Origin of the sequence: Pseudomonas sp. GD04015 (genome assembly GCF_029837675.1) — a bacterium.
GTDB lineage: Bacteria > Pseudomonadota > Gammaproteobacteria > Pseudomonadales > Pseudomonadaceae > Aquipseudomonas > Aquipseudomonas paralcaligenes.
The window spans coordinates 159,018-182,657 of sequence record NZ_JAOEEE010000005.1 but is presented as its reverse complement, the minus strand read 5'-3'; the positions used below and the strand labels follow the sequence as shown (position 1 = coordinate 182,657).

Sequence of the window (23,640 nt, the reverse complement as noted above, 5' to 3'; positions counted from 1 at the left end):
GAATCTCAGAACAGCCGCGCCAGCAGCGCCGTGACCGCCGTTTCCACCCGCAGGATGCGCTCGCCCAGCTGCACCGGCGCGAGTCCCGCTTCGCGCAGTTTGTCCACCTCGTAGGGAATCCAGCCGCCTTCCGGGCCGATGGCCAGGGTGACGGGGGCAGCCACTGCGCGGGGGCAGGGCGGGAAGTCGCCGGGGTGGCCGACCAGGCCCAGGGTGCCGGCGGCGATGGCCGGCAAGCGGTCTTCGACGAAGGGCTTGAAGCGCTTCTCGATGACGACCTCGGGCAGCACCGTGTCGCGGGCCTGTTCCAGGCCGAGGATCAGTTGCTCGTGGATGGCGGCGGGTTCGAGGAAGGGAGTCTGCCAGAAGCTCTTTTCCACCCGATAGCTGTTGAGCAGCACCAGGCGCGGCACGCCCATGGACGCCACGGTCTGCAGCACACGCTTGAGCATCTTGGGGCGCGGCAGAGCCAGCAGCAGGGTCAGGGGCAGTTTGGCCGGTGGCGGCTGGTCCAGTTCGACACGCAGCTCGGCGTGGCGCTCGTCCAGCGCCAGCAGCGTGCCGCGGCCCATCGCGCCGCCGAGGCGGCCGACCCGCAGCTGGTCGCCGGTCTCGGCGCGATGCACTTCGTGCAGGTGCTTCAGGCGCCGGCCTTCGAGCACGGCGCGGTCTGCCGCGACGAAGTCGGCGTCCTCCAGCAGCAGCAGGTTCATTGCAGCGGTGCGGGTGGCTGGTCGTCGGGTTGCTCTTCGGGCTGGGCGTCCTCATGGTCGCTGCGCTTGCGCACCAGGCCGCCGAAGAACACGCCGACCTCGAACAGCAGCCACATGGGCACGGCCAGCAATGTCTGCGAGAAGATGTCCGGTGGGGTGAGGACCATGCCGACCACGAAGCAGCCGACGATCACGTAGGGCCGGCTCTTGCGCAGGGTGTCGATGTCGACGATGCCGACCCAGAGCACCAGGAAGGTCGCCACCGGTATCTCGAAGGCCACGCCGAAGGCGAAGAACAGGGTCAGGACGAAGTCCAGGTATTCGTTGATGTCCGTCATCATCGCCACCCCGTCCGGGGTCACGCTGGCGAAGAAGTGGAACATCAGCGGGAACACCAGGAAGTAGGCGAAGGCCATGCCACCGTAGAACAGGAAGATGCTGGAAACCAGCAGCGGCAGGGCGACGCGCTTCTCGTGCTTGTACAGCCCCGGGGCGATGAAGCCCCATACCTGATGCAGGATGATCGGCACGGCGAGGAACAGCGAGCACCAGGCCGTCAGCTTGAACGGGGTGAGGAAGGGCGAGGCGACGCCGGTGGCGATCATCGTCGCGCCTTCCGGCAAGTAGGCACGCAGCGGCGCCGAGACGAAGGTGTAGATGTCCTGGGCGAAGTAGAACAGCCCGGCGAACACGATGAAGATGGCGATCACGCAGCGCAGCAGGCGCGAGCGCAGCTCGGTGAGGTGCGCTACCAGGGGCATCTCGGTATTCGGATCGGTCATGGCTGGCGCGGCGGCTCCGGGTTGGCCGGGGGAGTGGCGTTGTCGGCGGGCGCGGGCTGAGCCGCGGGCGGCTCTTCCTGCGGATTGGCCACTGTCGGCTCGGGCGCAGCTGGCGTCGGCGGCTGGATCGACTGCTTCAGCTCGCGCTCCAGTTGCAGGATCTGCTCGTTATGCAGCTGCCGGCGGATTTCATCGGCGCCGACTTCGCGCTCCACTTCCGCCTTGATGGCGTTGAAGCTGCGCTTCAGCCGGCCGATCCACAGGCCGGCGGTGCGCACGGCGCCGGGCAGGCGCTCGGGGCCGAAGACGATCAGCGCCACTAGCCCGACCAGCAGCAGTTCCGAAAAGCCGATATCGAACACGCGTCAGTCCTTGCGCGCCGGCTCTTCGACCTTCTGCGCCTGGGCGTCGATGGTCTGCGGCTTGTGCAGCTGCTCGCTGGCGGCCGGGGCCGGCTGTTGCGGCTCGGGTTTCTCGTCGTCGGTGTTCATCGCCTTGCGGAAGCCCTTGATGGTCTCGCCCAGGTCGGAGCCCAGGTTCTTCAGGCGCTTGGTGCCGAATACCAGCACCACCACGATCAGGATGACGACCCAGTGTTTCCAGTCAAAAATGCCCATGCAATCAGTCCTCGCAATGAATTCAGGAAGTGGGGCGCGCCGCTTTCTCGTCGTGCCCGGAAAGGCCGAAGCGCCGGTCCAGCTCGTCCAGCACGGCCTGCGGATGCTGGCCGAGGGCGGCGAGCATGACCAGGCTGTGGAACCACAGGTCAGCGGTTTCGTAGATCAGGTCGCTGCAGTCACCGCTGGCGGCGGCGTCCTTGGCCGCCAGGATGGTCTCGACCGACTCCTCGCCGACCTTCTCCAGGATCTTGTTCAGGCCCTTGTGGTACAGGCTGGCCACATAGGAACTGTCCGGCGCCGCGCCCTTGCGCGCCTCCAGCACCTCGGCCAGGCGGGTCAGGGTGTCACTCATGCTTGTGTTCCTGGTAGATGGCGTGCGGGTCTTTCAGCACCGGGTCGACGGTGTGCCATGCACCGTTCTCGAAGACCCGGTAGAAGCAGCTTTCGCGCCCGGTGTGGCAGGCGATGCCACCGAGCTGTTCGACCAGCAGGATGATCACGTCGGCATCGCAGTCCAGGCGCAGCTCATGCAGCTTCTGCACGTGACCGGACTCCTCGCCCTTGCGCCACAGCTTGCCACGGGAACGTGACCAATAGATGGCGCGCTGCTCGGCGGCGGTGAGCGCGAGGGCTTCGCGGTTCATCCAGGCCATCATCAGCACCCGCCCGGTCTTGTGGTCCTGGGCGATGGCGGGAACCAGGCCATCCTCGTTCCAGTTGATTTCGTCGAGCCAGTCGGTCATTTCTGCATTCCGCCCGTTTCGGGGCTCTTTCCAAGGCGCTTGCGTACGCCGGTTATGAAAGGCCAAGTGTGCCAGCCATGGACGGCACTGGCTATCGGCGCAGGATCAATGCCAGGCCGGCGCCGAGGCTGAGCCAGGCGGCCCAGGCCGCCGGGGCGAGCACCAGCCCCTGGCTGACGCCGCCAGCCACCAACGCCGCGCCGAGCAGGCGCAGCGGCCACGGGTTGCGCTGCTCGCGCCACGGCGCCGGCGGGTCGCTGGCGTGGGGCTGGCTCATGCGTTCGAGCAGGTCACGGGTCATGTTGGCGAGGTGCGGCACCTGCTCGACCTGGGTCTGCAGGTTGTGCAGCAGGTTGCGCGGGCTGACCCGCTCGCGCATCCAGCGCTCGAGGAACGGCTGCGCGGTGTTCCACAGGTCCAGGTCCGGGTACAGCTGGCGGCCCAGGCCCTCGATGTTGAGCAGGGTCTTCTGCAGCAGGACCAACTGCGGCTGCACTTCCATGTTGAAGCGGCGCGCGGTCTGGAACAGGCGCAGCAGCAGCTGGCCGAAGGAGATGTCTTTCAGCGGCCTCTCGAAGATCGGCTCGCAGACGGTGCGGATGGCCGCCTCGAACTCGTTGACCTTGGTTTCCGCCGGCACCCAGCCGGAGTCGATGTGCAGCTGCGCCACCTTGCGGTAGTCGCGCTTGAAGAAGGCTAGCAGGTTGCGCGCCAGGTAGTCCTGGTCCTCGTCGGTGAGGCTGCCGACGATGCCGCAGTCGATGGCGATGTACTGCGGGCTCCAGGGCGTGCGGGTGGCGACGAAGATGTTGCCGGGGTGCATGTCGGCGTGGAAGAAGCTGTCGCGGAACACCTGGGTGAAGAAGATTTCCACGCCGCGCTCGGCCAGCAGCTTCATGTTGGTGCGCTGGTCGGCCAGGGTCGCCAGGTCGGTCACCGGCACGCCGTAGATGCGCTCCATCACCAGCACCTTGGGCCGGCACCAGTCCCAGTGCACCTGAGGCACGTAGAGCAGCGGCGAACCCTCGAAGTTGCGCCGCAGCTGGCTGGCGTTGGCCGCCTCGCGCAGCAGGTCGAGTTCGTCGTAGATGGTCTTCTCGTAGTCGGCCACCACTTCCACCGGGCGCAGGCGACGGGCGTCGGCCGAGGCCTTCTCGGCGATGCGTGCGGCGAGGAACAGCCAGGCCAGGTCGGAGCGGATGATCGGCCGCAGGCCGGGGCGGATCACCTTGACCACCACCTCCTCGCCGCTCTTGAGCTGCGCCGCGTGAACCTGGGCCACCGATGCGGAGGCCAGCGGGGCGACGTCGAAGCGGGCGAATGCGGCGTCGATGCTCACGCCGAGCTGCTGTTCGATCAGCGCCACCGCGTGTGCCGGGTCGAAGGGCGGCACCTGATCCTGCAGGCGTGCCAGTTCGTCGGCCACATCCGGCGGCAGCAGGTCGCGGCGGGTGGACAGCAGCTGGCCGAACTTGATGAAGATCGGGCCGAGGTCTTCCAGCGCCAGGCGCAAGGCTTCACCGCGGCTGCGCTCGAGCGGCTGGCGCGGCAGCCAGCGCCAGGGCAGGGCGAAGCGCAGGGCGCGCATCCAGGTGGGCAGCGGCAGGGTCAGCAACAGGTCGTCCAGGCGATAGCGGATGACCACGCGCAGAATGCGCAACAGGCGGCGGGCAGCGAGCAGGCTCATGGGTTCTTGTTCAGGTTGCGGGCGAGGCGGTCGATGCGCGCGTCGAGGCGGTCGAGGGCCAGCTTGAGGTCGTCCAGTTCGTCGAAGCGGGCCTGGGCTTCGCGCTCGCCGACCAGGCTGCGCGACTCCTCGGCCAGGTAGTCGGCCAGGGTCTGGCGCAGGCTGTCCAGGCTGTCGCCGACCCAGCCCGCACGGCTGCGCAGGTGGCCGGCGAGCAGTTGGCTGCCGACCGGGCCGAGCCAGCGCGAGAGTTCGTATTCCCAGTCCAGTTCCAGGTCCTGGAGGATGCCGGCCAGCTCCAGCAGCACGGCGCTGTCGCCGCTCAGGACGACTTCCGGGCGGTGCAGGATGGCGGTCTTGTCCCTGGCCAGGGCCAGGCGCAGCAGGCTGCCGGCCGGGGCGCTGAGCACGCAGTCGGCATCGCCCCATTGGCCGGCCAGTTGCAGGCCGTCCGCGCCAGGTAGGATGAACAGCTTGAGCGCCGGGTTCTGGCAGTCGACCTCGATCACCTTGCCTTCCAGCCGGGCCAGGCGCGGCAGCGCGGTGCTGTCCATCTGCAGCACGCGGTTGAGGCCCTGCTCGACGCCGGCCAGCAGCCCGGTGATCAGCATCAGGGCTTGATACCGCGATGCAGGGCGACGATACCGCCGGTCATGTTGTGGTAGGTGACGCGCTCGAAACCGGCCTCGACCATCATCGCCTTGAGGGTTTCCTGGTCCGGGTGCATGCGGATCGATTCGGCCAGGTAGCGGTAGCTGTCAGAGTCGTTGGTGATCAGCTTGCCGGCCAGCGGCATGAAGCTGAACGAATAGGTATCGTAGGCCTTGGCCAGCAGCGGGTTGCCGGGCTTGGAGAACTCCAGCACCAGCAGGCGGCCGCCCGGCTTGAGCACGCGCAGCATGGAGCGCAGGGCGTTTTCCTTGCGTGTCACGTTGCGCAGGCCGAAGGCGATGGTGACCACGTCGAAGTGGTTGTCCGGGAAGGGCAGCGCCTCGGCGTCGGCCTGGACGAAGGCGACATTGCCGGCCACGCCCTTGTCCAGCAGGCGGTCGCGGCCGACCTTGAGCATCGAGTCGTTGATGTCGGCCAGCACCACCTCGCCGGTCGGGCCGACCAGGCGGGAGAACTGGCGGGTGAGGTCGCCGGTGCCGCCGGCGATGTCCAGCACGCGATTGCCCGGGCGCACGCCGGACAGCTCGATGGTGAAGCGCTTCCACAACCGGTGCAGGCCGCCGGAGAGCACGTCGTTCATCAGGTCGTACTTGGCCGCGACCGAGTGGAAGACTTCGGCGACCTTCTCCGCCTTCTGGCTTTCCGGAACGTCCTGGAAGCCGAAGTGGGTGGTCTTTTCCTGCTCTGGAGCCTTGCGCGGATCGTTCATGTCGCCGTCACCTGAATCGAAGTGGCGGCCATTCTAAACCCGTGGCCGGCCTTTGTCTTGGCGCGGGGTGGAGCTGATATAGTCGCGTGACACAAGGTCGCAGCAGGAGTCGCCCATGTCCCGCATCACCGTCGAACGCACCCATTCCCTGGGCCTCGCCGCCGCCCGCAAGAAGGCCGAGGCGCTGGCCCAGCGCCTGGCCAGCGAGTACGACGTGAAATACCGCTGGAACGGCGACAGCCTGCAGTTCAAGCGCAGCGGCGCCGATGGCCATATCGACGTGGCCGCCGACAGCGTGCGCGTGGAGCTGAAGCTCGGCCTGCTGCTGTCCGCGCTCGGCGGCACCATCCGCCGCGAGATCGAGGAGACCCTCGACAAGCACCTCCAGGCCTGAGGTGCCGCGCCCCTAGTATGTGATTTCTAATTTTTCCCACTACCTTGCGCTCACGTCCTGGAAAGGGACGACCAGTCCATCACTTTGAACGTGAGGTGCACCATGGCCACTAAAGTTGCCGCCAAGAAGAAAGCCGTAGTCGCGAAAGTCGAAGACAAAGCTACCGTTCTCACCGATGTCAAAGCCTATGCCCGTCGGGTATGGCTGGCGGGCCTGGGTGCCTATGCCAAGGCCGGTGCCGAGGGCGTCGACTACTTCAAGGAGCTGGTCAAGGCCGGCGAGGGCGTCGAGAAGCAAGGCAAGAAACTGGTGAACGAGCAGGTCGATGCCGCCAACAGCCAGATCGAAACTCAGATCAAGACCGTCAAAAACAGCGTTTCCGAAGTCAAAGGCAAGGTCGAAGTGCAATTCGACAAGATCGAGAAGGCCTTCGACAATCGTGTCGCCAGCGCGCTCAACCGCCTGGGTATTCCCTCCAAGCAGGATGTTGAGGCACTCTCTGCTAAGCTGGACGAGTTGAATGCTTTGCTTGAGCGAGTGGCGCGTACCCAATAAGGAGAGCAGGATGGCTGTTAAGAAAACTACCGCGGTAAAACCGGCGGCAAAACCGGCAGTGAAGAAGCCGGCTGCCAAGAAGGAAAGCAATTCCTGGATCGGCGAGATCGAGAACTACTCGCGGCAGATCTGGCTGGCCGGCCTCGGCGCCTATTCCAAGATCAGCAAGGACGGCAACAAGCTGTTCGATGGCCTGGTCAAGGATGGCGAGAAGGCTGAGAAGAAGGCCAAGACCGAAGTCGACAAGCAACTGGACGTGGTCAAGTCCAGCGTCGGCACCACCGTCGGTTCGGCCAAGTCGAAGGTCGACGAGGTCAAGGGCAAGGCCCTGGGCAAGTGGAACGAGCTGGAAGAGGCCTTCGACAAGCGCCTGAACAGCGCCATCTCCCGTCTGGGCGTGCCCAGCCGCAATGAGGTGAAGGCGCTGCAGACCAAGGTCGACAGCCTGACCAAGCAGATCGAGAAGCTCACCGGCGTTTCGGTGAAGTCGGTCAAGCCCGCTGCCGCGAAGCCGGCCGTCAAGCCTGCGGCCAAACCCGCCGCCAAGCCTGCTGCGAAAGCGGCTGCCAAGCCGGCAGCGAAGCCTGCGGTCAAACCGGTGGCGAAAGCTGCCGCGAAGCCTGCGGCCAAGCCCGCTGCGAAACCGGCCGCCAAGCCGGCTGCCGCGAAGAAGCCAGCGGTGAAGAAACCCGCCGCGCCGAAGCCGGCCGCCAAACCGGCCGCTGCCGCCAAGCCCGCTGCTCCGGCACCGGCTCCGGCTGCTGCACCGGCAGCTCCGGCCGCCGCACCGGCGACGCCCGCAACTCCGTCCTGATTCTTTCAGGATGTGCAAACGCCCGGCCCAGTGCCGGGCGTTTGCATTTCAGGGAGCGGAAAGCCTCAGGCTTCGAGTTAGCTCAGGCTTCGAGGTAGCGGCGGGCAATGCGCTCGGCGGCGTGGCGCGATTCGTCGGTGAGGTGCGGGGCGACCAGCATCATCACCTGGAACACCACCAGCCGCACTTCGCCGTCCGCGCCGAGGATGCGCTGGTAGTCCAGGGAGAACAGCAGGGTCAGGGTGATCTGCTCGACCAGTTGGCCGAGCGCCTCGGTGTCGCTGCGCAGCTGGTCCTGGGCCTTGAGTCGCGCCAGCAGGCTGGCCAGGGTGCGCTTGAGCAGGTTGAGCCACTGGCGGATGCCACGGGCCAGCCTGGGCAGGCGGCCGGAGAGGTTGGACAGGTCCTGGAACAGGAAGCGGTACTGGGCCAGCCGCTCGACGATCAGGTGCAGGAACAGCCAGTAGTCCTCGGCGCCCAGTTCGGCTTCCGCGGGTGGGTCGAGCAGCGGCGCCAGTTCGTGCTGGAAGCGCTCGAACAGCTCCATCACCAGCGGCTCCTTGCCATGGAAGTGGTAATAGAGGTTGCCCGGGCTGATGCCCATCTCGGTGGCGATCTCGAGGGTCGAGACGTTCGGTTCGCCCTGCTCGTTGAACAGCTGCAGGGCGCATTCGAGGATGCGGTCGCGGGTCTTCATTCCATGATCTTGTTCTGGCCGCCGGAGCAGCGACGATAACTGGCCGGGCGGTCGCTCGGCCAGTGCTTTGTCGGCGGCTCAGCGAACATGCACGTAGATGCCGGGTGCCGCCTCCATGGCTGGGTACTTGTTGCTGCCGACGCTGAAGATGGTCTCGCGCTGTTCACCCGAGCGCTGCTGGATCCATTCCAGCCACTGCGGCCACCAGCTGCCTTCCTTCTTCTCCGCGTCGTAGTACCAGGCGCGCGGGTCGCTGGTCAGCTTGCCGTTCTCGAAGTAGTTGGCCTTGGGGTTGCCCGGCGGGTTGAGGATGCTCTGGATGTGCCCGCTGTTGGACAGGATGAAGCGGCTGTTGCCGCCCAGCAGCAGGGCTGAGCGGTAGACCGTGTCCCAGGGGGTGATGTGGTCGTTGATGCCGGCGACGCTGAAGCTGTCCAGGTTGACCTTGGACAGGTCGATCGGCGTGCCGCACACCTCCAGGCCGCCGCTTCGGGTCAGCGGGTTGTGCTTGAACAGGTCGAGCAGGTCGCCGTGCAACGCGGCTGGCAGGCGGGTGTTGTCGTTGTTCCAGTAGAGGATGTCGAAGGCCGGCGGTTCCTTGCCCATCAGGTAGTTGTTGACCCAGTAGTTCCAGATCAGGTCGTTGGGGCGCATCCAGGCGAACACCCGGGCCATGTCGCGGCCGTCCAGCACGCCGCTCTGGTAGGAGCGGCGCTTGGCCGATTCCAGGGTCTGCTCGTCGGCGAACAGCATTGCCGGGCTTTCGACTTGGGCGTCCATCAGGCTGACCAGGTAGGTGGCGCAACCGACCTTGCGCAGCTGGCGCTTGGCCTGCAGGTGGCCCTGCAGCGCGGCGATGGTCAGGCCGCCGGCGCAGGCGCCGAGCAGGTTCACTTCCTTGCTGCCGGTGATCGCGCGGCACACCTCGGTGGCGTCGTCCACCGCCTGGACGTAGCTCGACAGGCCCCATTCGCGGTGGCGTGCATCCGGGTTGCGCCAGCTGATCATGAACACCTGCAGGCCGTTCTTCAGGCAGTACTGGATGAAGCTCTTCTCCGGGCTGAGGTCGAAGATGTAGAACTTGTTGATCTGCGGCGGCACCACCAGCAGCGGGCGCTGGTACTGCTTCTCGCTCATCGGCTTGTAGTGGATCAGTTCGAACAGCTCGCAGCGGAACACCACCGAGCCCGGGGTGGTGGCCAGGTTGCGGCCGATCTCGAAGGCCTGCTTGTTGACCTGCCGTGGCATGCCGCTGTTGTGTAGCAAGTCGTCGAGCATGTGGCGCAGGCCACGCACCGCGCTGCTGCCGCCGCTGTTGAACAGCTCCTTGAGCGCCAGCGGGTTGAGCAGGGTGTTGGTGGGCGCCAGGGCGTCGTTGAGCAGGGCGAACAGGAAGTGCGCGCGAGTGCGGTCGTCCGGCGACAGGTCGCTCTCGTCGATCCAGGCCTTGAGCTGCTTCTGCCAGGCCAGGTAGGCCTGCAGGGTGCGTCGGTAGAAGGGGTTGAGGTGCCAGGTGGGGTCGGCGAAGCGCTGGTCCTGCGGGTTGGGCTGGTGCGGTGTGTCGCCGAGCATCACCCGGCCCAGTTGTCTGCCGAACGACAGCAGGTGTCGCGTGCTGTGCACCGGTTGGCGCAGTCCTTGGAACGCCAGGTTGCGCAGCGTGGAAAAGAGATCGCGGCCGCGCAGGCCGACCATCGCGCTTTGCGCGTTCATGAAGTGTGCGGGGACCGGCATGGATCCCGGTGCAGTCTTGTCTCGCATGAGGGCAGGCTCCGTCGTCGAACTGTCACATCCGGTGACAGCAAGGCTTGTACCAAGGCGCGCCGGAGAGCATTCCAGACTGCCGCGCAAAAATCATCCCTGTCCGGCATGCCCCGTTCGGGGGCGAAGCGTGCCGGAGCCGGGCGATCAGTGACTGCGAACGGGCTGCGGCTGCGGATGCATCACCGCACGCTGCCGTTCCTCCTGGAGGAATTTCATGATGATAGGCGCCACCGCTTCGGCGCGCGTCACGAGGAACAGGTGACCGTCGTCGATGACGTGAAGTTCCGAGTTGGGGATGCGCCAGGCGAGCAGGCGCATGTTGACCAGCGGGATGAGCGGGTCATCGTCGCCGGCCAGTACCAGGGTAGGCTGGCGAATGCGATGCAGCCAGTGGATGCTGGTCCAGCCGAGGCCGGCGAACAGCTGCCAGTAATAGCCCATCTTGCCGCCGGAACGCACCTTGCTGGCATGCGCCAGGGCCAGCTTGGGATCGCGGCGGAAGGCACCACCGTAGATGTCCGGTGCGATGTGCACGCCGTAGGACGGCTGGATGTAGCGCCGCGGGCTGGCCATGCGCCAGAGCACCTTGGGCTTGCCCGGCACCATCACGGCGCCGGCCGAGGTGGCGGCCAGCACCAGCTTCTTGCAGCGTTCCGGGTAGTCGTGGGCGAACTGTTGCGCCAGCGCGCCGCCCCAGGAGACGCCGATGGCGTTGACCTGGCCGTAGTCCAGGTAGTCGAGCATGCGTGCGGCCAGCTTGGCCAGGCCGGGGAAACGGTAGGGTGTGGACGGTGTCGACGAGCCGCCGACACCGGGGACATCGAAGGCGATCACCTCCAGGTCCGGGTCGAGCGCGCGGACGAAGGGCATGACCAGCTCGAGGTTGGCGCCGATGCCGTTGAAGATCAGCAATGGCGTCAGGCTGCTGCTGCCCGGGCGGACCGCGGTGCGGATGGTCTGGCCATCCAGCTCGATGGTGCGAAATACGAAAGGTTGCGGCATGCACTAGGCCCTATACATGGATCAGCGGAGAGCGACCTTCCGGGGCCGCTCGCCAGTCTCCCGCCGCTTGGCGGGCGCCGCCCGGGCCACTGGCCTGGGCGGCGTGCGGCACGTCCGGGTGCCGCGGGCAGTACTGCGCAAGGAGCAGCGTTGCCGGTTTCAGCGTTCGTGCACGTAGGTCCCCGGCGAGGCTTCGCCTGGCGCGTGGGCCTTGTTACCCAGGCTGGTGGGCGCCTTCTTCAGCTTGCCCGAGCGTTCGGCCAGCCATTGCTGCCAGTGCAGCCACCAGGAGTCGGCGTGCTTGGTCGCATGTTCCAGCCACTGCTTGGAGGTCGCGGCCTGCTCGCTGTTGGTGGAGAAGCGCGCCTTGGGGTTGCCCGGCGGGTTGAGGATGCTCTGGATGTGGCCGCTGTTGGAGAGCACGAACTCGACCTTGCCGCCGAACAGCAGCGAGGACTTGTAGCAGGCTTCCCACGGGGTGATGTGGTCGGTGGTGCCGGCCACGCAGTAGATGTCGCTGGTGACCTGCTTGAGGTCGATCGGCGTGCCGCAGACCTCCAGGGCGCCGGCGCGGGTCAGGGGGTTGGTCTTGAACAGTTCGATCAGGTCGCCGTGCAGGGCGGCGGGCAGGCGGGTGGTGTCGTTGTTCCAGTAGAGGATGTCGAACACCGGCGGCTCGTTGCCCAGCAGGTAGTTGTTGACCCAGTAGTTCCAGATCAGGTCGTTGGGGCGCATCCAGGCGAAGACTTTCGCCATGTCCTTGCCTTCCAGCACACCTGACTGATAGGAGCGGCGCTTGGCGGCCTCGAGGGTCTTCTCGTCGGCGAACAGGGCGACCTGGGTGTCCAGCTTGGTGTCGAGCACGCTGACCAGCAGGGTCATCGAGTTGACCTTCTGCTCGCCGGTGGCGGCGTAGTGGCCGAGCAGCGAAGAGATGGTGATGCCGCCGGAGCAGGCGCCGAGCAGGTTGACGTCCTTGCTGCCGGTGATGGCGGTGACCACGTCGACGGCTTCCTTGAGCGCCTCGATGTAGGTCGACAGGCCCCATTCGCGCTGCGCCTTGGTCGGGTTGCGCCAGCTCACCACGAAGGTCTGCACGCCGTTGCGCAGGAGGAAGCGGGCGACGCTCTTCTCCGGCGACAGGTCGAACACGTAGAACTTGTTGATCTGCGGCGGCACCACCAGCAGCGGGCGCTCATGCACCTGCTCGGTGATGGGCTTGTACTGGATCAGCTCCAGCAGGTCGTTGCGGAAGATCACAGCGCCTTCGCTGGTGGCCAGGTTCTTACCGACCTCGAAGGCGTCCATCTTCACCTGGCTGGGCATGCCGCCGTTGTTGACGATGTCCTTGGCCAGGTGGGAGAGGCCATCGAGCAGGCTCTTGCCGCCGGTTTCGAAGAAGCGCTTGACGGCCGCCGGGTGGGCCATGCTGTTGGTCGGCGCCATGGCTTCGGTCATCAGGTTGATGACGAAGTGGCCACGGCTGGCGTCCTGTTCGGAGAGGTTGCTGTCCTCGATCCACTCGTGCAGCTCCTTGCGCCAGGCCAGGTAGGTCTGCAGGTAGCGGCGGTACAGCGGGTTCTGGCTCCAGGCCGGGTCGCTGAAGCGACGGTCGTCGGCGTCGGGGGCCAGGGTGGACTGGCCGAGCACCACGTTCTTCAGCTCAAGGGCGAAGTGAGTGACGTGCTTGGCGCTGTGAAAGGGTTGCTTGATGGCCTGGGCCAGCACCATCCGGGCAGAAGTGAGTAGATCCTTGCCGCGCAAGCCGATCACCGGGTTCAGGCCCAAGGTGTTTTCCGAGGCTTGGCGATGCAGGTCATCATTATTCTTTTGGGTCATCTACGACGCTCCATTGTCCTGAGACGAATACCAACTGCAGCTGTGTGACGGCACAGGGCGAAGGGCTGGTACTGCTCGGGTTTACCGGGTGCGGAGCCAACTCCGCGCTTTCTTCGCATTTGCGCTGGGCAAATGCATGGAACCTGCCAGTTCCTTGGTTACCCGAGTTTCCATTTTTGCGCAAGTTCGCGAGTACCGAATGCGCGGCGCGCGGGAGTATGCCGGGCACGATTAGAAAATGCGCCCTAGGTGTGACGTGGATATGGCGGAGGTGCGAGACAGAGCGATCGCGAGCGGAACTAGAGCATCAGTCTGACGACCGACTCGTCCGGATCGCGGGATTTGCCGGCCTGCTCGAGTTCGTGCAGGTAGTCGGCCCACAGCGTGTCCTGACGGGTGGCGAGCTGGTAGAGGTAGTCCCAGGTGTAGAGGCCGCTGTCGTGGCCATCGTCGAAGCACAGTTTCAGTGCGTAGTTGCCGGCCGGCTCGACGCGCTCCAGCGCCACGCCCTGCTTGCCGTGCTGGAGGATGGGCCGGCCGTGGCCCTGCACTTCGGCCGAGGGCGAGTGCACGCGCAGGAATTCGGCGCCGAGGCTGTAGCGCTCGTCACCATAGACCAGCTCCAGGGTGCGGGAGGCCTTGTGCAGTTTGATGGCGGTGGGCATGCGCATCGCGGGGAGTCCTGAAGCGGGGTGGATAACGCATTATCCATCCCGCGCGCGCATCAGAGAATGTAGCGCGACAGATCCTCGTCCTGCGCCAGTTCGCCCAGGTGGCCGTTGACGTAGTCGGCGTCGATGCGGATCGGTTCGCCGTTCTGCTGGCCGGCCAGATCGCCGGCGCTGAAGGAGACTTCCTCCAGCAGGCGCTCGAGCAGGGTGTGCAGGCGGCGGGCGCCGATGTTCTCGGTCTTCTCGTTGACCTGCCAGGCGATCTCGGCGATGCGCTTGATGCCGTCGGCGGCGAACTCGATGTTCAGCCCCTCGGTCTTGAGCAGTTCGCTGTACTGCTCGGTCAGCGCCGCGTGGGGTTCGGTGAGGATGCGCTCGAAGTCCTGCGGCGACAGCGCCTTCAGCTCGACGCGGATCGGCAGGCGGCCCTGCAGTTCCGGCACCAGGTCGCTGGGCTTGGCCAGGTGGAAGGCGCCCGAGGCGATGAACAGGATGTGGTCGGTCTTGACCATGCCCAGCTTGGTGTTGACGGTGCAGCCCTCGATCAGCGGCAGCAGGTCGCGCTGCACGCCTTCGCGGGACACGTCGGCGCCGCCGACGTTGGCGCGCTTGGCGACCTTGTCGATCTCGTCGATGAACACGATGCCGTGCTGCTCGACCGCTTCAAGGGCGCGGGCCTTGAGGTCTTCCTCGTTGACCAGGCGCGCGGCTTCCTCGTCGCGGACCAGCTTGAAGGCTTCCCTGACCTTGAGCTTGCGGGTCTTCTTCTTGCCCTTAGTCAGGCCGGAGAACAGGTTCTGCAGCTGGCTGGTCATCTCCTCCATGCCCGGCGGGGTCATGATCTCGACGCCGGCCGGCTGCTCGGCCACCTCGATGTCGATCTCCTTGTCGTCCAGCTGGCCTTCACGCAGGCGCTTGCGGAACAGCTGGCGGGTGTTGGAGTCCTGGCTCGGTGCCGGGTCTTCGTTGAAGCCGGCGCGCGGCGGCGGTAGCAGGGCGTCGAGGATACGCTCCTCGGCGGCGTCCTCGGCGCGGTGGCTCATCTTCTGCACTTCCTGCTCGCGCAGCAGCTTGAGCGCGTTGTCGGCCAGGTCGCGGATGATGGATTCGACGTCGCGGCCGACGTAGCCGACCTCGGTGAACTTGGTCGCTTCCACCTTGAGGAAGGGCGCGTTGGCCAGCTTGGCCAGGCGCCGGGCGATCTCGGTCTTGCCGACGCCGGTGGGGCCGATCATCAGGATGTTCTTCGGCGTCACTTCCTGGCGCAGTTCGGCCGGCAGCTGCATGCGCCGCCAGCGGTTGCGCAGGGCGATGGCCACGGCGCGCTTGGCGTCGTCCTGGCCGATGATGTGGCGGTTGAGCTCGGAAACGATCTCGCGGGGCGTCATGGACATGCAGGCTTGCTCCAGCAGAAACCGCGCTTACTCAGCGCAGTCTTCCTCTTCGATAGTCAGATTCTGGTTAGTGAAGACACAGATGGAGCCGGCAATGTTCAATGCCGCCTCGGTGATTTCGCGGGCGGACAGCTTGGTCTTCTGCAGCAGCGCGAGGGCTGCGGCCTGGGCGAAGCCGCCGCCGGAACCCATGGCGATCAGGCCGTGCTCGGGTTCGACCACGTCGCCGTTGCCGGTGATGATCAGCGAGGCGTCCTTGTTGGCCACGGCCAGCATCGCTTCCAGGCGGCTCAGCGAGCGGTCGGTGCGCCAGTCCTTGGCCAGCTCGACGGCGGCCCGCACCAGGTGGCCCTGGTGTTTCTCCAACTGGCCCTCGAAGCGCTCGAACAGGGTGAAGGCGTCGGCGGTGGCGCCGGCGAAGCCGGCCAGCACCTGGCCGTGGTAGAGGCGACGGACCTTCTTGGCGTTGCCCTTCATCACGGTGTTGCCGAGGGATACCTGGCCGTCGCCGCCCATGACGACTTTGCCGTTGCGGCGGACTGAAACGATGGTGGTCAAGGGGTGGATCTCCACGCAGCGGGGCGATGTGCCCGAATGGAGATCAGATGGGGTGCCCGGCCCGGCTTTTCAACCGGGCGGGCGTCGAACGCGGTTCAGCGGGACTGGCGCTGCTGTAACAGCAGGTTGCTGAAGCCGCTGCCGGCCAGCTGCTTCTGCGCGCCGGCCAGTTGCTCGCGGTTGGCGTAGGGGCCGACCAGCACGCGGTGCCAGGTTTCCTCGCGAACCTTGCCGGACTCCACCTGCACGTTCTGGCCGAGCAGGAGGATCTGCGCGCGCACCTTGTCGGCGTCCTCGCGCTTGCGGAACGAGCCGGCCTGCAGGAAGAACTGGGTGGTGACCGGCGCCTTGGCCACCACTGGCGGCGGGGGCGGGGTCTCGCCGTTGAGCGCGGCCTGGGCGCGGGCGGCGTCGATCTTGGCGGCCTCCTCCGGCGTCACCGGCTTCTGTTCCGGCGGCTTGGGCGCGTCGGCCGGCGGCAGGGCGTCCGGCGGCACGATGACCTCGGACTCCGGCAGCAGGGTGTAGAAGTCGTACTTCGGCTTGGCCGGCTCGGGCGCGGCCTGGGGCTTCTTCTGCGGCTCGGGCGCGGTGCGCTTCTGCTCTTCCGGCTTGGCCCGCTTCACGTCTTCCCGGCCCGGCTCCAGGCTGAACAGGAACATGAAGAAACCGCCGATGACCAGGCCGCAGACCAGCCAGACCCAGCCCGGTACGGGCTTCTTCGCCGGCGCCTGGTAGCGGCTGGCGCCGCGCTTGGGCGCGGGCTTCTTCTTGGTCGCCACTTACATGCGCTCCAGGGTTTCCAGGCCGAGCAGTTCCAGGCCCTGCTTGAGGGTGCGGCCGGTCAGCGCGGCCAGGCGCAGGCGGCTGTCGCGGGTGGCCTCGTCCTCGGCGGTGAGGATCGGGCAGTTCTCGTAGAAACTGGAGAACAGCCCGGCCAGGTCGTACAGGTAGCTGCACAGCAGGTGCGGGGTGCCTTTCTCGGCGACGCTGCCAAGCAGTTCATTGAACTGTGCCAGCTTGGCGCCCAGGGCCTGCTCCTGCTCGGCGACCAGGGCGATGCGCCCGTCGATTTCGTCCACGCCCTTGCCCAGCTTGCGGAACACGCTGGCCACGCGGGTGTAGGCGTACAGCAGGTAGGGCGCGGTGTTGCCCTCGAAGCTCAGCATCAGCTCGAAGTTGAAGCTGTAGTCGCTGGTGCGGTGCTTGGACAGGTCGGCGTACTTCACCGAGGCGATGCCCACCACGCGGGCGATCTCGCGCAGTTCGTCCTCGTCGAGGTCGGGGTTCTTGTCCTTGACCAGGGCGTAGGCGCGCTGCTCGGCTTCGTCGAGCAGCTCGACCAGTTTCACGGTGCCGCCGTCGCGGGTCTTGAACGGGCGGCCGTCCGGGCCGTTCATGGTGCCGAAGCCCATGTGCTCCATCTCGAAGCCGGCGGGCACGAAGCCGGCCAGGCGCGCGGCGGCGAACACCATCTGGAAGTGCAGGGCCTGGCGTTGGTCGACGAAGTACAGCGCGCGGTCGGCCTTGAGCACGTTGGCGCGGTAGCGGGTCGCGGCCAGGTCGGTGGTGGCGTACAGGTAGCCGCCACCGGCCTTCTGCACGATCAACGGCAGCGGGTTGCCCTCGGAGTTCCTGAACTCGTCCATGAACACGCACTGGGCGCCATTGTCCTCGGTCAGCAGGCCCTTGGCCCGCAGGTCGGCGACCACGTTGGCCAGGTCGTCGTTGTAGGCGCTCTCGCCCTTGACGTCGGCCATGCTCAGCTTGACGCCGAGGCGGTCGTAGAGCGCCTGGCAGTGTGACAGGGAGATGTCGTTGAAGCGGTTCCACAGGCGCAGGCACTCGGCATCGCCGGCCTGCAGCTTGACCACCAGCTCGCGGGCGCGGTCGGCGAACTCGGCGGAGTCGTCGAAGCGCTTCTTGGCCGCGCGGTAGAAGCCTTCCAGGTCGGACAGCTCGCTTTCCGCGGCGATCGGGTTTTCCTGCATGTAGGCCAGCAGCATGCCGAACTGGGTGCCCCAGTCGCCGACGTGGTTCTGCCGGATCACGGTGTCGCCGAGAAACTCCAGCACCCGGGCCACGCCGTCGCCGATGATGGTCGAGCGCAGGTGGCCGACGTGCATTTCCTTGGCCAGGTTCGGCGCTGACAGGTCGACCACCACGCGCTGCGCCGGGCCGTTCTTGCGCACGCCCAGGCTGGCGTCGGCCAGGGCGGCCTCCAGGCGCTCGGCCAGGGCGTCGCTGTTCTGGAAGAAATTGAGGAAGCCGGGACCGGCGATCTCCACCTTGCTGATACCGGCGTCGGCCGGCAGCGCGGCGATCAGCTTCTCGGCCAGGTCGCGCGGCTTCTGCCCGGCCGGCTTGGCCAGCATCATGGCGATGTTGCTGGCGAAATCGCCGTGGCTCTTGTCCTTGGTGTTCTCCACCTGGATCGTCGGGCTCAGGCCCTCGGGCAGCACGCCTTCGGCGGTCAGGCGGGCCAGTGCTTGCTGGATCAGGTGGCGAATCGTGTCTTTCATGGTCTGCTCGGTCGGCCGCGGCTGGTCGAAAACTGCGCATTATAAGAGCAGCGGCAAGCTGCAAGCCACAAGCTGCAAGGAAAAGCATGCCCGGGCAGTCGGGTGAAGGCCCTGGATGGAGGCAGGGAAAATCCCGTCATTCCTGCGCAGGCGGGAATCCATTGGTGTGTACTTGGGGTCCCCGCCTTCGCGGGGACGACGAAGTGTTGGTGTGTGCAGTTGCTGTTACACCCGATTCTTCCGATGGTGCAGGCAGGGCAATCGGAAGGGCCTATCTGGACAAAGGTAGGTAGGAAATCCCGATATTCCCGCACAGGCGGTAATTCATGGAGTGCTTGGCTCCGTGTCTCTGGATCCCCGCCTTCGCGGGGATGACGGGGGGATGAGGTGTGCGTGTCACCCGATTGTCCTGATGGTGCAGGCAAGGTAATCCGGCGAATGTCCTGTACGGACAAGGCAGATAAGGAGATTCCGTCATTCCCGCGCAGGCGGGAATCCATGGGGGCTGGCACCGTGTATCTGAGTCCCCGCTTTCGTGGGGACGACAGCGTGTTGGGTTATGCACACGACTGCTACAGCTGATTGCTCTGAAAAGCGCACCCTGGCTTTGCTTGAGGCTTGTCGCCTAGAACAGATCGATCGGGTCGACATCCAGCGACCAGCGCACCGCGCGGCCACCCGGCATGGCCTCGAGGATCGGCAGCCAGTGCGCCAGCAGTTTGTGCAGCGGCGCGCGGCTGGCGCATTGCAGCAGCAGCTGGGCGCGGTAGCGGCCGGCGCGGCGCTCCATCGGCGCCGGTACCGGGCCGAGCAGTTCGATGCCGGGCAGCTTCAGTTCGTCGGACAACTGTTCGGCGTAGGTGCAGGCCTCGTCGAGGAAGGCCTCGGCCTGCCCGGGCTTGTGCGCCTCGCCGCGCAGCAGCGCCAGGTGGGAGAAGGGCGGCAGGCCGGCGCCGCGCCGTTCGCTGAGGGCCTGTTCGGCGAAGGCCGGGTAGCCCTGCTCGGTGAGCTGGACCAGCAGCGGATGGTCGGCCAGGTGGCTCTGGATGATCACCTTGCCCGGCTCTTCGGCGCGTCCCGCGCGTCCGGCCACCTGCACGATGAGCTGGGCCATGCGCTCGCTGGCGCGGAAGTCGGCGGAGAACAGGCCGCCGTCGGCGTCGAGGATGGCGACCAGGGTGACGCGCGGGAAGTGGTGGCCCTTGGCGAGCATCTGGGTGCCGACCAGGATGCACGGCTCGCCCTTGTTGATGGTGGCGAACAGTTTGTCCATGGCGCCCTTGCGCGCCGTGGTGTCGCGGTCGATGCGCAGCACTGGGTACTGCGGGAAGAGCAGGGCCAGGCGCTCCTCGGCGCGCTCCGTGCCGGCGCCGACCGGGCGCAGGTCGACCTTCTGGCAGTCCGGGCAGTTGCGCGGCGGGCGCTCGACGTGGCCGCAATGGTGGCAGCGCAGCTCATTGTGGCGCTGGTGCAGGGTCATGCGCGCGTCGCAGCGCGGGCACTGGCTGATCCAGCCGCAGTCGTGGCACAGCAGGGTCGGGGCGAAGCCGCGGCGGTTGAGGAATACCAGCACCTGCTGGCCAGCTGCCAGGATCTGGCCGATGGCCAGTTGCAGCGGGCCGGAGATGCCGGCGTCCAGCGGCAGGCTCTTCACGTCCAGGCGCAGGAAGCGCGGCGGCTGCGCGCCGCCGGCGCGCTGGTTGAGGCGCAGCAGGGCGTAGCGGCCGGCATGGGCGTTGTGCAGGCTCTCCAGCGAGGGCGTGGCGGAACCGAGGACGATAGGCAGGTTTTCCTGGCGGGCGCGCACCAGGGCCAGGTCGCGGGCGTGGTAGCGCAGGCCTTCCTGCTGTTTGTAGGAAGCGTCGTGTTCTTCGTCGACGATGATCAGGCCGGGGTTCTTCAGCGGTGTGAACAGGGCGGAGCGGGTGCCGATGACGATGTCGGCCTCGCCGTCGCGGGCGGCCAGCCAGGCATCCAGGCGCTCGCGGTCGTTGACCCCGGAATGGAGCAGGGCGATGCGCGCGTTGAAGCGCCGGGAAAAACGCTCCACCGTCTGCGGGCCCAGGTTGATCTCCGGGATCAGCACCAGCGCCTGGCGGCCGGCCTCCAGGCAGCGCCGGATCAGCTGCAGGTAGACCTCGGTCTTGCCGCTGCCGGTGACGCCGTACAGGAGATAGGCGCCGAAGCCGTCCAGGCCGGACTGCACGGCGTTGAAGGCGGCGCGCTGCTCGGCGTTGAGCGGCAGCTCCGGCTGCGCCAGCCAGCCGCCGTGGCGCTCCAGCGGCGCGCTGCGGCGGATCTCGACGCGCACCAGGCCCTTTTCCAGCAGCAGGTCGAGGCTGTCCTTGTTCAGTTGCAGCTTGCTCAGCAGGGCGTGCGGCACACCGTGGTGGTGCTGGGCCAGGGTGCGCAGCGCCTCGCGCTGTCGCGGCGCGCGGGCCAGGCGCGGGTCGTCCGGGCTGGCGCCTTCGAGCACATGCCAGTAGCGCTCCTGGCGCACCTCGGCCGGTTCGCCCTGGCGCAGCAACACCGGCAGCGCCCAGCTCAGGGTGTCGCCGAGGCTGTGCTGGTAGTACTGGGCGGTCCACAGGCACAGCTTGAACAGCGGTGCCGGCAGCGGTGGGCTGCGGTCCAGCAGTTCGAGGGCGGGCTTGAGCTTGTCCTGCGGCACATCGGTGGTGTCCGCCAGCTCCACCAGCACGCCGATCACCTCGCGCCGGCCGAACGACACGCGCAGGCGTGCCCCGGGCTGCAGCATCGAACGGGGCACGCCCGCGGGGGCGCGGTAGTCGAACAGGCGGCGCAGCGGCGAGGGCAGGGCGAGGCGCAGGATGGTGTCGGGCACGTGGGGCTCCAGGGTCGAGGCGGCGATGCTAGCACGGCCGCACGTCGCCACGGCCTGGTGGCGGCTTGCGCGCGGGTGGCGGTCTGGTATAGTGCGCGACCTATTTCCGTGCGGTACTTGGCAGCGAGTCGAGTGGCGGCACACCCAACCGAGGAAAAAGCGATGAAAGCCGAAATCCATCCGCAGTACGACGAAATGGTTGCAACCTGCAGCTGTGGCAACGTGATCAAGACCCGTTCGACTCTGTGCAAGCCGATGAGCCTGGACGTGTGCTCCGAATGCCACCCGTTCTACACCGGCAAGCAGAAGATGCTGGATACCGGCGGCCGTATCGATCGCTTCAAGCAGCGTTTCGGCGTGTTCGGCAGCAAGTAAGCCGAAGCGTGGTTCGTTCCACGTTGCTGAGAAAGGCGTCCCTGGTGGGCGCCTTTTTCGTTTCTGTCTTTCTGGTTTCGCCCGTCCGGGCTGCCTGTCCGCTGGTCGAGGGCCTGGCGCCGCTGCGCGTGGCCAAGGTAGTGGATGGCGACACCCTGCGCCTGGCCGATGGCCGCAGCGTGCGCCTGATCGGCGTCAATGCGCCGGAGCGGGCGCGGGACGGTCGTCCCGCCGAGCCTTTCGCCGAGGCTGCGCGCAAGCGCCTGCAGACGCTGGTGGCGGCCAACGACGGACGGGTTGGCCTGCGGGTCGGCAGCAGGGCGCGCGACCAGTACGGCCGCACCCTGGCTCACGCGTACGACGGTGCGGGGCGCAATCTGGAGGCGCAGTTGCTCGCCGAGGGCCTGGGCTATCGGGTCGCCTTCCAGCCGGCTACCGGCCTGGAGGACTGCCACCGCGGCGCCGAGGACGAGGCGCGTCGCCAGCGCCTGGGTCTCTGGCAGCAAGCGACCGTGGTGACTCCGTTCGATCTGCGCAGCGGCGGTTTCGCCCTGGTGCGCGGCAAGGTCGAGCGGGTGCAGCGCAATCGCGGCGGCCTCTGGATCGAGATGGATGGGCCGCTGGTGCTGCGCGTCGAACCCAAGCTGCTGCGCCACTTCGACGTCGCCGCCCTGCAGCGCCTGACTGGTCGTGAGGTCGAGGTGCGCGGTTGGGTGATTGACCGCTCCCGGCGCGGCGGCGTACAACCGGACCAGGCCCGCTGGATGCTGCCGCTGACCCATGCGGCCATGCTCGAGGTGTTGCCATGAATAAGTTGCGTCTGTTCCTGCTGCTGTCCCTGCTGGCCCAGCTCGTCGGTTGTGCGACCAACCCGGCCACGGGGCGTACCGATTTCGTGATGATGAGCGAGCAGCAGGAAATCGCCATGGGCCGCAACTACGCCCAGGAGATCGCCCGGCAATATCCGCGCTACGCGGACGAGAAGCTGCAGGCCTACGTCCAGCAGGTGGGCGAGCGGGTGGCGCGCAACAGCCATCGCAGCAATCTCGCCTACAGCTTCACCGTCATTGACACCCCGGACATCAATGCCTTCGCCATCCCCGGCGGGCACATCTATATCCACCGCGGACTGATGGCTTATCTCGGTTCCGAGGCGGAGCTGGCCGCGGTTCTCGGCCATGAGGTCGGCCACGTCACCGCCCGCCACAGCGTGCGCCAGCAGAGCCAGTCCACCGCCTGGGGCTTGTTTGGCCAGGCCGTGGCCATCGGCACCGGCGTCAGCGCCGCCGGCGATCTGACCAATGTCCTGGGGAGCGCCTTCGTGCGCGGCTACGGTCGCGACATGGAGCTGGAGGCCGACGGCTTCGGCGCCCAGTACCTGGCCCGCAGCAGCTACGACCCGCAGGCGATGATCGAGGTGGTGAAGGTCCTCAAGAACCAGGAGGACTTCGCCCACGAAGAGGCTCAGGCCAAGGGCAAGGAAGTGCCGCCGGCGGGTTACCATGGCCTGTTCGACACCCACCCGGACAACGACACCCGCCTGCGCCAGGTGGTGGCGTCGGCCACTCCACTGGTCAACGGGCAGGGTGATACCGGGCGCGACGCCTACCTGAAGATGATCGACGGCATGCCGTTCGGCGATTCGGCCGAGGCGGGCGTGCGCCGCGGGCAGCGCTTCTATCATGTCGGCCTGGATTTCACGCTCGCGTTCCCTCCGGGCTGGGAGCTGATCAACCGGCCCGATTCGCTGGTCGTTCACCGCGGCGACGAGCAGGCTTTCATGGTCATGAAACTGGAGACGCTGGGCGAGAAGACCGACTCGCGTGCCTACGTCCGCAAGCGTATCGGCGATCTCAGCCTGAGTGGCGAGCAGAGCTTCAGGCAGAGCGGCCTGGACGTGACCACCGGCGTGCTGCGTGGCAGCGACGCCAAGCGCGTCGCGGTGATTGTCCGTGAGCGCGATGCCTTCCTCGTCGTCGGCGCGGTCAGCGGGCGTACCTCGCTGGCCAGCGCCGACGACCAGTTCATGGAGGTGGTGCGTAGCATCCGCCCGCTGCAGGCCGAGGAGCGCAAGCTCGGCGAGCCCTGGCGTCTGCACCTGGTGCGCTACCAGGCGGGGCAGAGTCTGGATGAGATCAGTCGGCAGATGGGCGGCGAGGGCGACAAGTTGAAGCGCCTGCGCCTGCTGAATGGTCTGTATCCGACCGGCCAGCCACTTCCCGGCGATTGGCTCAAGGTCGTCCGCTGACCCGCTCGGACCCCTGATCTTGTGGGGTCTGGCCTT

General features: G+C 66.8%; 25 protein-coding genes. 6 read left to right on the top strand and 19 right to left on the bottom strand.

Annotated features, from left to right (window positions below; translation table 11 throughout):
• Positions 1-5: 5 nt before the first annotated feature.
• From N7640_RS06390 to ubiE, 9 genes are all read right to left on the bottom strand, one after another.
• Positions 6-713 (bottom strand): 16S rRNA (uracil(1498)-N(3))-methyltransferase, encoded by a 708-nt coding sequence (locus tag N7640_RS06390; protein ID WP_279901781.1) that lies wholly within the window; start codon positions 711-713, stop codon positions 6-8.
• On the bottom strand, positions 710-1,495 hold the full coding sequence (gene tatC / locus N7640_RS06385; protein WP_279901782.1) for a twin-arginine translocase subunit TatC: 786 nt from the start codon (positions 1,493-1,495) through the stop codon (positions 710-712). Before tatC ends, N7640_RS06390 begins: the two co-directional genes overlap by 4 nt.
• Positions 1,492-1,857 carry a Sec-independent protein translocase protein TatB gene (gene tatB, locus N7640_RS06380; protein WP_279901783.1) on the bottom strand — a complete coding sequence of 122 codons (366 nt, stop codon included), beginning with the start codon at positions 1,855-1,857 and terminating at the stop codon, positions 1,492-1,494. The genes tatC and tatB overlap by 4 nt, the downstream gene beginning before the upstream one ends.
• Positions 1,858-1,860: 3 nt before the next feature.
• Positions 1,861-2,112 carry a twin-arginine translocase TatA/TatE family subunit gene (locus N7640_RS06375; protein ID WP_279901784.1) on the bottom strand — a complete coding sequence of 84 codons (252 nt, stop codon included), beginning with the start codon at positions 2,110-2,112 and terminating at the stop codon, positions 1,861-1,863.
• A gap of 22 nt (positions 2,113-2,134) precedes the next feature.
• A complete protein-coding gene (locus N7640_RS06370; protein WP_043311115.1) occupies positions 2,135-2,467 on the bottom strand; it encodes a phosphoribosyl-ATP diphosphatase in 333 nt (110 codons plus the stop codon).
• Positions 2,460-2,858, bottom strand: coding sequence for a phosphoribosyl-AMP cyclohydrolase (gene hisI / locus N7640_RS06365; protein ID WP_220816139.1), 399 nt, complete (start codon positions 2,856-2,858; stop codon positions 2,460-2,462). Before hisI ends, N7640_RS06370 begins: the two co-directional genes overlap by 8 nt.
• A gap of 91 nt (positions 2,859-2,949) precedes the next feature.
• Positions 2,950-4,545 carry a ubiquinone biosynthesis regulatory protein kinase UbiB gene (gene ubiB / locus N7640_RS06360; RefSeq protein WP_279901785.1) on the bottom strand — a complete coding sequence of 532 codons (1,596 nt, stop codon included), beginning with the start codon at positions 4,543-4,545 and terminating at the stop codon, positions 2,950-2,952.
• Entirely contained in the window at positions 4,542-5,156 is a 615-nt protein-coding gene (locus N7640_RS06355) for an SCP2 sterol-binding domain-containing protein (RefSeq protein WP_279901786.1), read from the bottom strand. The genes ubiB and N7640_RS06355 overlap by 4 nt, the downstream gene beginning before the upstream one ends.
• Positions 5,156-5,926 carry a bifunctional demethylmenaquinone methyltransferase/2-methoxy-6-polyprenyl-1,4-benzoquinol methylase UbiE gene (ubiE, locus tag N7640_RS06350; protein ID WP_220816136.1) on the bottom strand — a complete coding sequence of 257 codons (771 nt, stop codon included), beginning with the start codon at positions 5,924-5,926 and terminating at the stop codon, positions 5,156-5,158. Before ubiE ends, N7640_RS06355 begins: the two co-directional genes overlap by 1 nt.
• A 115-nt stretch (positions 5,927-6,041) precedes the next feature.
• On the opposite strand from ubiE, the gene N7640_RS06345 reads away from it, so the two are divergent.
• The 3 genes from N7640_RS06345 (at position 6,042) to N7640_RS06335 (ending at position 7,689) form a co-directional block, all read left to right on the top strand.
• On the top strand, positions 6,042-6,320 hold the full coding sequence (locus tag N7640_RS06345) for a polyhydroxyalkanoic acid system family protein (protein WP_220816135.1): 279 nt from the start codon (positions 6,042-6,044) through the stop codon (positions 6,318-6,320).
• Positions 6,321-6,422: 102 nt separating this feature from the next.
• Complete coding sequence (locus N7640_RS06340; protein ID WP_220816134.1) at positions 6,423-6,875, top strand: phasin family protein; 453 nt, start codon at positions 6,423-6,425, stop codon at positions 6,873-6,875.
• Positions 6,876-6,885: 10 nt separating this feature from the next.
• Positions 6,886-7,689, top strand: a complete 804-nt coding sequence (locus tag N7640_RS06335) for a phasin family protein (RefSeq protein WP_279901972.1) — start codon at positions 6,886-6,888, stop codon at positions 7,687-7,689.
• A gap of 82 nt (positions 7,690-7,771) precedes the next feature.
• Here N7640_RS06335 and N7640_RS06330 read toward each other — a convergent pair whose 3' ends face one another.
• The 10 genes from N7640_RS06330 to N7640_RS06285 all read right to left on the bottom strand — a co-directional run bounded on the left by N7640_RS06330 (position 7,772) and on the right by N7640_RS06285 (position 20,981).
• The gene (locus tag N7640_RS06330) at positions 7,772-8,386 is read right to left on the bottom strand and encodes a TetR/AcrR family transcriptional regulator (protein ID WP_279901788.1); all 615 of its coding nucleotides are present in this window, start codon (positions 8,384-8,386) and stop codon (positions 7,772-7,774) included.
• 78 nt (positions 8,387-8,464) lie between these two features.
• Entirely contained in the window at positions 8,465-10,147 is a 1,683-nt protein-coding gene (phaC, locus tag N7640_RS06325) for a class II poly(R)-hydroxyalkanoic acid synthase (RefSeq protein ID WP_279901790.1), read from the bottom strand.
• 147 nt (positions 10,148-10,294) lie between these two features.
• The gene (phaZ, locus tag N7640_RS06320) at positions 10,295-11,152 is read right to left on the bottom strand and encodes a poly(3-hydroxyalkanoate) depolymerase (protein ID WP_220816131.1); all 858 of its coding nucleotides are present in this window, start codon (positions 11,150-11,152) and stop codon (positions 10,295-10,297) included.
• A gap of 159 nt (positions 11,153-11,311) precedes the next feature.
• Complete coding sequence (phaC, locus tag N7640_RS06315; protein ID WP_279901791.1) at positions 11,312-12,991, bottom strand: class II poly(R)-hydroxyalkanoic acid synthase; 1,680 nt, start codon at positions 12,989-12,991, stop codon at positions 11,312-11,314.
• Positions 12,992-13,290: 299 nt separating this feature from the next.
• Positions 13,291-13,662, bottom strand: coding sequence for a DUF971 domain-containing protein (locus tag N7640_RS06310; RefSeq protein ID WP_279901792.1), 372 nt, complete (start codon positions 13,660-13,662; stop codon positions 13,291-13,293).
• Between the two features lie 53 nt (positions 13,663-13,715).
• Positions 13,716-15,056 carry an ATP-dependent protease ATPase subunit HslU gene (gene hslU / locus N7640_RS06305; RefSeq protein WP_220816128.1) on the bottom strand — a complete coding sequence of 447 codons (1,341 nt, stop codon included), beginning with the start codon at positions 15,054-15,056 and terminating at the stop codon, positions 13,716-13,718.
• A gap of 27 nt (positions 15,057-15,083) precedes the next feature.
• Entirely contained in the window at positions 15,084-15,614 is a 531-nt protein-coding gene (hslV, locus tag N7640_RS06300) for an ATP-dependent protease subunit HslV (RefSeq protein ID WP_279901794.1), read from the bottom strand.
• Positions 15,615-15,709: 95 nt separating this feature from the next.
• Positions 15,710-16,396 (bottom strand): SPOR domain-containing protein, encoded by a 687-nt coding sequence (locus N7640_RS06295; RefSeq protein ID WP_279901796.1) that lies wholly within the window; start codon positions 16,394-16,396, stop codon positions 15,710-15,712.
• The gene (gene argS, locus N7640_RS06290; RefSeq protein ID WP_279901798.1) at positions 16,397-18,136 is read right to left on the bottom strand and encodes an arginine--tRNA ligase; all 1,740 of its coding nucleotides are present in this window, start codon (positions 18,134-18,136) and stop codon (positions 16,397-16,399) included.
• Positions 18,137-18,761: 625 nt separating this feature from the next.
• Positions 18,762-20,981 (bottom strand): primosomal protein N', encoded by a 2,220-nt coding sequence (locus tag N7640_RS06285; RefSeq protein ID WP_279901800.1) that lies wholly within the window; start codon positions 20,979-20,981, stop codon positions 18,762-18,764.
• A 162-nt stretch (positions 20,982-21,143) separates the two neighbouring features.
• On the opposite strand from N7640_RS06285, the gene rpmE reads away from it, so the two are divergent.
• From rpmE to N7640_RS06270, 3 genes are read left to right on the top strand one after another with little or no spacing between them, the layout of a single operon-like run.
• The gene (gene rpmE / locus N7640_RS06280; protein WP_220816123.1) at positions 21,144-21,356 is read left to right on the top strand and encodes a 50S ribosomal protein L31; all 213 of its coding nucleotides are present in this window, start codon (positions 21,144-21,146) and stop codon (positions 21,354-21,356) included.
• 8 nt (positions 21,357-21,364) lie between these two features.
• Complete coding sequence (locus N7640_RS06275; RefSeq protein WP_279901802.1) at positions 21,365-22,165, top strand: thermonuclease family protein; 801 nt, start codon at positions 21,365-21,367, stop codon at positions 22,163-22,165.
• A complete protein-coding gene (locus N7640_RS06270) occupies positions 22,162-23,604 on the top strand; it encodes a M48 family metalloprotease (RefSeq protein WP_279901803.1) in 1,443 nt (480 codons plus the stop codon). Before N7640_RS06275 ends, N7640_RS06270 begins: the two co-directional genes overlap by 4 nt.
• Positions 23,605-23,640: the final 36 nt, after the last annotated feature.

Excerpts from the sequence above, each read along its gene's own strand:
- N7640_RS06375 (WP_279901784.1), bottom strand. The coding sequence starts at position 2,112 with ATGGGCATTTTTGACTGGAAACACTGGGTCGTCATCCTGATCGTGGTG.
- ubiE (WP_220816136.1), bottom strand. The coding sequence starts at position 5,926 with ATGAACGATCCGCGCAAGGCTCCAGAGCAGGAAAAGACCACCCACTTC.
- phaZ (WP_220816131.1), bottom strand. The coding sequence starts at position 11,152 with ATGCCGCAACCTTTCGTATTTCGCACCATCGAGCTGGATGGCCAGACC.
- N7640_RS06355 (WP_279901786.1), bottom strand. The coding sequence starts at position 5,156 with ATGCTGATCACCGGGCTGCTGGCCGGCGTCGAGCAGGGCCTCAACCGC.
- rpmE (WP_220816123.1), top strand. The coding sequence starts at position 21,144 with ATGAAAGCCGAAATCCATCCGCAGTACGACGAAATGGTTGCAACCTGC.
- hisI (WP_220816139.1), bottom strand. The coding sequence starts at position 2,858 with ATGACCGACTGGCTCGACGAAATCAACTGGAACGAGGATGGCCTGGTT.
- phaC (WP_279901790.1), bottom strand. The coding sequence starts at position 10,147 with ATGCGAGACAAGACTGCACCGGGATCCATGCCGGTCCCCGCACACTTC.
- N7640_RS06370 (WP_043311115.1), bottom strand. The coding sequence starts at position 2,467 with ATGAGTGACACCCTGACCCGCCTGGCCGAGGTGCTGGAGGCGCGCAAG.
- phaC (WP_279901791.1), bottom strand. The coding sequence starts at position 12,991 with ATGACCCAAAAGAATAATGATGACCTGCATCGCCAAGCCTCGGAAAAC.
- N7640_RS06390 (WP_279901781.1), bottom strand. The coding sequence starts at position 713 with ATGAACCTGCTGCTGCTGGAGGACGCCGACTTCGTCGCGGCAGACCGC.
- N7640_RS06335 (WP_279901972.1), top strand. The coding sequence starts at position 6,886 with ATGGCTGTTAAGAAAACTACCGCGGTAAAACCGGCGGCAAAACCGGCA.
- ubiB (WP_279901785.1), bottom strand. The coding sequence starts at position 4,545 with ATGAGCCTGCTCGCTGCCCGCCGCCTGTTGCGCATTCTGCGCGTGGTC.
- tatC (WP_279901782.1), bottom strand. The coding sequence starts at position 1,495 with ATGACCGATCCGAATACCGAGATGCCCCTGGTAGCGCACCTCACCGAG.
- N7640_RS06310 (WP_279901792.1), bottom strand. The coding sequence starts at position 13,662 with ATGCGCATGCCCACCGCCATCAAACTGCACAAGGCCTCCCGCACCCTG.
- N7640_RS06270 (WP_279901803.1), top strand. The coding sequence starts at position 22,162 with ATGAATAAGTTGCGTCTGTTCCTGCTGCTGTCCCTGCTGGCCCAGCTC.
- hslU (WP_220816128.1), bottom strand. The coding sequence starts at position 15,056 with ATGTCCATGACGCCCCGCGAGATCGTTTCCGAGCTCAACCGCCACATC.
- N7640_RS06340 (WP_220816134.1), top strand. The coding sequence starts at position 6,423 with ATGGCCACTAAAGTTGCCGCCAAGAAGAAAGCCGTAGTCGCGAAAGTC.
- argS (WP_279901798.1), bottom strand. The coding sequence starts at position 18,136 with ATGAAAGACACGATTCGCCACCTGATCCAGCAAGCACTGGCCCGCCTG.
- N7640_RS06330 (WP_279901788.1), bottom strand. The coding sequence starts at position 8,386 with ATGAAGACCCGCGACCGCATCCTCGAATGCGCCCTGCAGCTGTTCAAC.
- N7640_RS06345 (WP_220816135.1), top strand. The coding sequence starts at position 6,042 with ATGTCCCGCATCACCGTCGAACGCACCCATTCCCTGGGCCTCGCCGCC.